The sequence below is a fragment of the Streptomyces anatolicus genome (genome assembly GCF_019400875.1).
Classification (GTDB): Bacteria; Actinomycetota; Actinomycetes; order Streptomycetales; family Streptomycetaceae; genus Streptomyces; species Streptomyces anatolicus.
Window position 1 is genome coordinate 1 of sequence record NZ_WMBF01000326.1, and the last position, 7084, is coordinate 7084.

General features: G+C 69.9%; 7 protein-coding genes. 4 read left to right on the forward strand and 3 right to left on the reverse strand.

The genetic code is table 11. The annotated features are described in order from the left end of the window. Positions 1-2057: transglycosylase domain-containing protein (locus GKQ77_RS23725; RefSeq protein ID WP_219690961.1), on the reverse strand; the 2057-nt coding region annotated here is incomplete at its 3' end. A gap of 385 nt (positions 2058-2442) precedes the next feature. On the opposite strand from GKQ77_RS23725, the gene GKQ77_RS23730 reads away from it, so the two are divergent. Further along, complete coding sequence (locus GKQ77_RS23730) at positions 2443-2787, forward strand: WhiB family transcriptional regulator (protein WP_030782081.1); 345 nt, start codon at positions 2443-2445, stop codon at positions 2785-2787. A 108-nt stretch (positions 2788-2895) separates the two neighbouring features. Here GKQ77_RS23730 and bagB read toward each other — a convergent pair whose 3' ends face one another. After that, the gene (gene bagB / locus GKQ77_RS23735; protein ID WP_219690962.1) at positions 2896-4287 is read right to left on the reverse strand and encodes an ATPase BagB; all 1392 of its coding nucleotides are present in this window, start codon (positions 4285-4287) and stop codon (positions 2896-2898) included. Beyond that, positions 4284-5264, reverse strand: a complete 981-nt coding sequence (gene bagA, locus GKQ77_RS23740) for an ATPase BagA (protein WP_219690963.1) — start codon at positions 5262-5264, stop codon at positions 4284-4286. Before bagA ends, bagB begins: the two co-directional genes overlap by 4 nt. Before the next feature lie 82 nt (positions 5265-5346). Between bagA and sp36 the strand changes: the two genes are divergently transcribed. From sp36 to GKQ77_RS23755, 3 genes are all read left to right on the forward strand, one after another. Next, positions 5347-5508 (forward strand): Sp36 family protein, encoded by a 162-nt coding sequence (sp36, locus tag GKQ77_RS23745; RefSeq protein WP_003975360.1) that lies wholly within the window; start codon positions 5347-5349, stop codon positions 5506-5508. Then, positions 5505-5975 (forward strand): RidA family protein, encoded by a 471-nt coding sequence (locus GKQ77_RS23750; protein WP_219690964.1) that lies wholly within the window; start codon positions 5505-5507, stop codon positions 5973-5975. Before sp36 ends, GKQ77_RS23750 begins: the two co-directional genes overlap by 4 nt. A gap of 120 nt (positions 5976-6095) precedes the next feature. Then, the gene (locus GKQ77_RS23755) at positions 6096-7016 is read left to right on the forward strand and encodes an NUDIX hydrolase (protein WP_219690965.1); all 921 of its coding nucleotides are present in this window, start codon (positions 6096-6098) and stop codon (positions 7014-7016) included. Positions 7017-7084: the final 68 nt, after the last annotated feature.

Here is a 7084-nt window from a genome sequence, read left to right on the forward strand (position 1 = left end):
CCACCGGGAAGATGCACGGAGTTGAAGCCGGGCGCCGGCTTGCCCGCCAGGGCGCCGCTCATGGCGTCGCGCCAGATCGGGCCCGGCACCTCGCCACCGAAGACCTTGTCGTACGGGACGCCGCCGATGGTGATGTCGACCATCTGCCGCTTGTGCTGCGGGTCGCCGACCCAGACCGCGCCCGACATGTTCGGGGTGTAGCCGACGAACCAGGCCGCGTAACGGAAGTCCGTCGTACCCGTCTTGCCCGCGCTCGCCCGCGAGCCGAGACCGGCCTTCTGGCCCGTGCCGTCCTCGACCACGCCCTTCAGGAGGGTGTTGATCGTGTCCGCCGTCTTCTCCGACATCGCGCGCGAGCACGTCGACTTCGGCACCGGCAGCGACTTGCCGGCGAGCGTGGTGATCGACTCGATGGCCACCGGCGAGCAGTAAGTACCGCGCGAGGCGAACGTCGCGTACGCGCTCGCCATCGTCAGCGGCGACATCTCCTGGGTGCCAAGGGCGATCGACGGCGCCTGCGCGATCTCCTTGCCGTCGGCCCGCTCGACGCCCATCTTCTCGGCGAGGCGCGTCACGGGGCAGATGCCGATGTCGCCGATGAGCTGCACGTAGTAGGTGTTGACCGACTTGGCGGTCGCTTCCTTCATGCCGTACGGACCGACCTCGGTCTCGTTCTCGTTGGTGAGCTTCTCGTTGTTGGTGTTCACCCAGGTCTTGCCGTCACAGGCCGAGACGCGTTCCGGATACGGCATCTCGTACGGGGACGAGTAGCTCTGTCCGGCCGACTTGCCGCCCTCCAGGGCGGCTGCCGCGACGATCGGCTTGAACGTCGAACCGGGCTGGTAGCCCGCGCCGCCGCCCATGGAGTCGTCCACGGAGAGGTTGATCGTGGTCTCGTCCTTCTGGAAGCCGTACGGCCGCGACTGGCCCATGCCGAGGATCCGGCCCGTGCCCGGCTCGACGATGGTGGCGGCGGTCGCCACGTCGTCGGTCTTGTTCACGTGGTCCTTGATCGACGCCTGCACCGAGTCCTGCGTCTGCGGGTCGAGCGTCGTACGGACCTTCAGGCCGCCGCGGTTCCAGATCTTGGCGCGCTCTTCCTTCGTCTTGCCGAAGACCGGGTCGTTGAGGAAGATCTCGCGCACGTAGTCACAGAAGAAGCCGGCGCCGCTGACCGCCGTGATGCAGCCGTTCTTGGGGCGGCTCACCTTCAGGCCGAGGTCCGTCTTCTTGGCCTCGTTCGCCTCCTGCTGCGAGATGTCGTGCGTGTCGGCCATCCGCTGGAGCACCACGTTGCGCCGCTGGGTGGCCTCGGTCGCGTCGTTCACCGGGTCGTACCGGCTGGGGGACTGCACGATGCCGGCGAGGAGCGCGGCCTCCTGGAGCTTCAGCTCCTTGGCGCTCTTGGAGAAGTACCGCTGGGACGCGGCCTCGATGCCGTACGCCTGCTGACCGAAGTAGGTGATGTTCAGGTAGTTCTTGAGGATGCGCTTCTTGCCGAGCTTGTCCTCGACCTGGATCGCGTACTTCAGCTCGCGGATCTTGCGGCCGAGCGTCTGCTGCGTGGCCTCGGCGACCTTCGTCGGGTCGTCGCCCGCCTCCTCGACGAAGACGTTCTTCACGTACTGCTGCGTGAGCGTCGAGGCGCCCTGCGAGACGCCGCCGCTCTGCGCGTTCTGGTTGAGGGCGCGCAGGATGCCCTTGAGGTCGACCGCGCCGTGCTCGTAGAAGCGGGAGTCCTCGATCGCGACGATCGCCTTCTGCATGTACGGCGAGATGTCCTTGAGCGGGACGACCGTGCGGTCACGTGAGTAGACCGTCGCGATCTGGCCGCCCTTGTTGTCCAGGATGCTGGTGCGCTGGCTGAGCGGCGGCTGCTTCAGATTGGCCGGGATCTCGTCGAACCCCTCGACCGAACCCTTGGCCGCGAGACCCAGCGCGCCGAACGCGGGCAGCGCGATTCCGGCCAGCACCGCGCCGGCGAGCACGCTGACTCCTAGGAACTTCGCGGCCTGCTGAGCCGGTGACAGACCGCCACCCGAGCGCTTCTTTCCCATGAGTGCAGCCTACGTTCTGATTCGCCGGACAGGCCTGAATGCCTTGGCCTAAGCTGCTCTCAACTGTCACAGCAGTGGGGCGCGGCAACAAGCCCCTCCGTCGTTCCCGAATCCGACGAAATTATGCCCGAATTCGCCTTTTGTGGCGCCAGGTGTCCGTTGTGACTCAACTGAACCGTCCCGGTTTGCCGGGTTCCTCACGTATGTCGCCCGCTCACTCCGTCGGGTGATCTGCCGCTTACGCATAGTCCGTTCGGGCCATCCAAGATTGGGCCCGAAGGGGGTGTTGCGCTGTGCCCACCTTCCGTAACGTCCTCAACTGGCGGCGGTGAATATGCCGCTGCCGCCGTGGGGGAGCCTCGATTCGGGAGAGGACGGCGCCGGTATGGGCTGGGTAACCGACTGGAGTGCGCAGGCGGCCTGCCGCACTACCGATCCAGATGAACTGTTCGTTCAAGGAGCAGCGCAGAACAGGGCCAAGGCGGTGTGCACCGGATGCCCGGTGCGGACCGAGTGCCTGGCCGACGCGCTCGACAACCGCGTCGAGTTCGGCGTGTGGGGTGGCATGACGGAGCGTGAGCGCCGCGCACTGCTGCGCAGGCGTCCCACCGTCACCTCATGGCGCAGGCTCCTGGAGACCGCGCGTTCCGAGTACGAGCGCGGCGCGGGCCTGCTGCCCGTGGACTTGGAGGACGAGGAGACGTACGAGAGCTACGCGGCGGTGGGCTAGCGCCGCCCCCGGAGCGACTGCCCGGGGTGGTTGCCCGGGAGCGGCTTACGGAAGCGGTGCACCGCTGCACGGCAGCGGTGTACGGAGGGGTACGCGGTCGGCGCGGCGTCAGCCTGCCAGCCGGTCCCCGATGGCCCGCAGCCCCGCCAGGTCGTGCACATCGCCCGGCAGCGCGGCCACTTCGGCGACCGCCACCTCGGGGTGGCGCGCGGTGAAGCGGTCACGCGTGCGCTGTTCACGCGCGAGCAGCCGCATCCGCTCGGCGTGCAGCCGCAGCAGCCCCGCGGTCAGCTGCTCGACGGACGGGTCGCCCGACGTGTCGGCCGTGGGCTCGGGATGTTCAGAGGTCTCGGGGTGTTCAGAGTTCTCGGGAGGCTCAGAGGTCTCGGATAGCTCAGAGGTCTCGGAAGTCGCAGGGGTCGAAGTCGCGGGCGTATCAGGGGAGTTACGATCCCCAACCTTCCCGTCCCCCTGATCCACAATGCCGCTCTCCTCAAGATTTTCCGCGGCGGCGAGCGCCCGCTCGGCCGACAGCTGGGCGGCGCCACTGCCGTGCACACGGTTCAGCACCAGACCGGCCAGCGGCATGTCGTCGGCGGCCAGGCGCTCCACGAAGTACGCGGCCTCCCGCAGCGCGTCCCGCTCCGGCGAGGCCACCACGAGGAACGCCGTACCGGGCGCCTGCAACAGCCGGTACGTGGCATCCGCCCGCGTACGGAACCCCCCGAACATGGTGTCCATCGCCGCCACGAACGTCTGTACGTCCTGCAGCAGCGGCCCGCCGAGCAGCTTGCCCAGCGCCCCCGTCATCATCGACATGCCGACGTTCAGGAACTTCAGCCCGGCCCGGCCGCCCACCTTCGCCGGCGCCATGAGCAGCCGGATCAACTTCCCGTCCAGGAAGGAGCCGAGGCGCTTGGGCGCGTCGAGGAAGTCCAGCGCCGAGCGCGAGGGCGGGGTGTCGACGACGATCAGGTCCCACTCGTCCCGCGAGCGCAGCTGCCCCAGCTTCTCCATCGCCATGTACTCCTGCGTGCCCGCGAAGCCCGCCGAGAGCGACTGGTAGAAGGGGTTGCCGAGGATCGCGGCGGCCCGCTCCTTGTCCGCGTGCGCCTCGACGATCTCGTCGAACGTGCGCTTCATGTCGAGCATCATGGCGTGCAGCTCGCCGGCGCCCTCGCCTTCGACGTCCTTGACCCGCCGTGGCACGTTGTCGAGCTGGTCGATGCCCATGGACTGGGCGAGCCTGCGCGCCGGATCGATCGTGAGTACGACGACCTTGCGGCCCCGCTCGGCCGCGCGCAGCCCTATGGCGGCCGCGGTGGTCGTCTTGCCGACGCCTCCGGAGCCACAGCACACCACGATGCGGGTCTTCGGGTCGTCGATCAGGGCGTCGACGTCCAGCGCGCGGGCGGCGTCCAGGGGCCGTGCCGGGTCCGAGGTCCCTGCCGGGTCCGAGGCCCGTGCCGAGTCCGAGGTCCGTGCCGGTTCCGGGGTCATGCGATCCCTTGCTTCCGCAGTGCCGTGGCGAGCTCGTAGAGGCCCGCGAGGTCCATCCCGCCCGCCAGCAGCGGGAGTTCGTGCAGGGGCCGGCCGAAGTCCGCGAGCACGGCACGCTGGTCGCGCTCCAGGGCGTACCGCTCGGCGTACTCCGCGGCCTGCTCGAGGAGCGGGTCGACCAGCCGCTCGGCGTTGCCCCCGCGGCGCGCTCCGCCGAGGCCCGCCGCGGCGAGCGACTTGGCGATTGCCGTACGGGGCGCACGCTCCAGACCCAGCTCCAGCTCGGCCTCGTCAAGCAGTGCCGAACGCACCATGTTCACGATGACGCGCCCCACGGGCAGCCGCGCGGCCCGCAGCTCGGCGATCCCGTCCGCGGTCTCCTGGACGGGCATCTCCTCGAGGAGGGTCACCAAGTGCACGGCGGTCTCGGGCGACTTGAGCACCCGCATCACGGCCTGCGCCTGGTTGTGTATGGGCCCGATCTTCGCGAGGCCCGCGACCTCGTCGTTCACGTTCAGGAAGCGGGTGATGCGGCCGGTGGGCGGGGCGTCCATCACGACAAAGTCGTATGCGAACCGCCCGCTCTTGTCCTTCCTGCGCACCGCCTCGCAGGCCTTGCCGGTCAGCAGGACGTCCCGCAGGCCCGGCGCGATGGTGGTCGCGAAGTCGATGGCGCCGAGCTTCTTCAGGGCCCGGCCCGCGCCCCCCAGTTTGTAGAACATCTGGAGGTATTCGAGCAGCGCCAGCTCGGGGTCGATGGCGAGGGCGTACACCTCCCCGCCCCCGGGAGCGACGGCGATCTTCCGCTCCTCATAAGGCAGCGCCTCCGTCTCGAAGAGCTGCGCGATGCCCTGCCTGCCCTCGACCTCGACGAGAAGGGTGCGTTTCCCCTCCGTCGCGAGGGCGAGCGCGAGGGCCGCGGCCACCGTGGTCTTGCCGGTACCGCCCTTGCCACTGACGACCTGGAGCCTGCTCACACCGGTGAGCCTAACCAGTCGCCGCCCGGGCTAAGCAGGAGGCCACCGTGAGCATCGCCTCACACCGACTACAGTCGGCCACATGACCAAGTGGGAATACGCAACCGTGCCGCTGCTCGTCCATGCCACGAAGCAGATTCTGGACACCTGGGGCGAGGACGGCTGGGAGCTGGTCCAGGTCGTGCCCGGGCCGAACAACCCCGAGCAGCTCGTCGCCTACCTGAAGCGCGAGAAGCAGGCATGAGCGGGGCTGTCGAGGCCCGCCTCGCCGAGCTGGGCCTGACGCTGCCGGACGTCGTGCCGCCGCTGGCCTCGTACCAGCCGGCCGTCCAGTCCGGTGTGTACGTCTACACCGCGGGACAGCTCCCGATGGTGGAGGGCAAGCTCGCCGTGACCGGCAAGGTCGGCGCCGAGGTCACCCCGGAAGAGGCCAAGGAACTGGCCCGCACCTGCGCGCTGAACGGCCTGGCCGCGATCAAGTCCGTCGCCGGTGACCTCGACCGCATCGCGCGCGTCGTGAAGGTCGTCGGCTTCGTGGCCTCCGCCCAGGACTTCACGGGCCAGCCCGGCGTGATCAACGGCGCGAGTGAGCTGCTCGGCGAGGTGCTCGGCGAGAAGGGCGTGCACGCGCGCAGCGCCGTGGGCGTGGCCGTACTGCCGCTCGACGCGCCGGTCGAGGTCGAGTTCCAGGTGGAGCTGACGTCTCCGTAGGGCGTGAGCTGACGTCTCCTAGGGCGTGAGCCGACGTCTCCGTAGGGCGTGCTCGCGCCGCTCGGGCAGGCGTGATTGTTGCCTCTCGAACATCAGCGCACCAGGGGATAGCCTCCGCCCATGGCAAATGGGCAGTGGTATCCCCCGGAGTGGCCCGACCGCATCCGCGCCCTCGCGAGCGGTGAGCTGACTCCGGCGGCCCCGCGCCGCGCCGCGACCGTCATGCTGCTCAGGGAAGGGCAGAGCGGGCAGGACGGGCGGGAAGGCCGGGACGCGACGGGGCACGGCGCGAAAGGCGCGCCTGAAGTACACATGCTGCGCAGACGCGCCTCCATGGCCTTCGCCGGGGGCGCGTACGCGTATCCGGGCGGGGGCGTCGACCCGCGCGACGACGACCACCTGGTGCGCTGGGCGGGGCCCACGCGCGCGTGGTGGGCCGCCCGGCTCGGCGTCGACGACGAGGCCGCGGCCCAGGCGATCGTCTGCGCGGCGGTCCGTGAGACGTACGAGGAGGCGGGCGTGCTGCTCGCCGGCCCCACTCCGGAGACCGTCGTCGGTGACACCACGGGGGAGGACTGGGAGGCGGACCGCGAGGCGCTGGTCGCCCGCGACCTGTCCTTCGCGGACTTCCTGGACCGCAGGGGGCTGATCCTGCGCAGCGACCTGCTCGCGGCCTGGGCCCGCTGGATCACTCCGGAGTTCGAGCCCAGGCGCTACGACACGTTCTTCTTCGTGGCGGCGCTTCCGGAGGGGCAGCGCACGCGCAACGCCTCTACGGAGGCGGACCGTACCGTCTGGATCCGCCCGGCGGACGCGGCCGCCCGCTACGACGCGGGCGAACTCCTGATGATGCCGCCGACGATCGCCACGCTGCGGGCGCTGAGTGGCTACCGGACGCCTTCGGAGGCGCTCGCCGGGGCCTCGGCGCAGGACATGACCCCCGTGCTCGCCCAGGCTCGTCTCGAGGACGGCGAGCTGGTGCTGTCCTGGCCGGGCCACGGCGAGTTCACCAAGCGGATCGCCTCCGGCGGCGGACGGTGACGTTCATGGCCCCCCTCCCGCTCCGGCTCCGGCTCCCGCTCCCACCGCCGCGCGCCGCACGCCAGGCC

Coding starts and splice junctions, on each gene's coding strand:
- GKQ77_RS23750 (WP_219690964.1), top strand. CDS start 5,505: ATGAGCGGGGCTGTCGAGGCCCGCCTCGCCGAGCTGGGCCTGACGCTG.
- GKQ77_RS23755 (WP_219690965.1), top strand. CDS start 6,096: ATGGCAAATGGGCAGTGGTATCCCCCGGAGTGGCCCGACCGCATCCGC.
- bagB (WP_219690962.1), bottom strand. CDS start 4,287: ATGACCCCGGAACCGGCACGGACCTCGGACTCGGCACGGGCCTCGGAC.
- sp36 (WP_003975360.1), top strand. CDS start 5,347: ATGACCAAGTGGGAATACGCAACCGTGCCGCTGCTCGTCCATGCCACG.
- GKQ77_RS23730 (WP_030782081.1), top strand. CDS start 2,443: ATGGGCTGGGTAACCGACTGGAGTGCGCAGGCGGCCTGCCGCACTACC.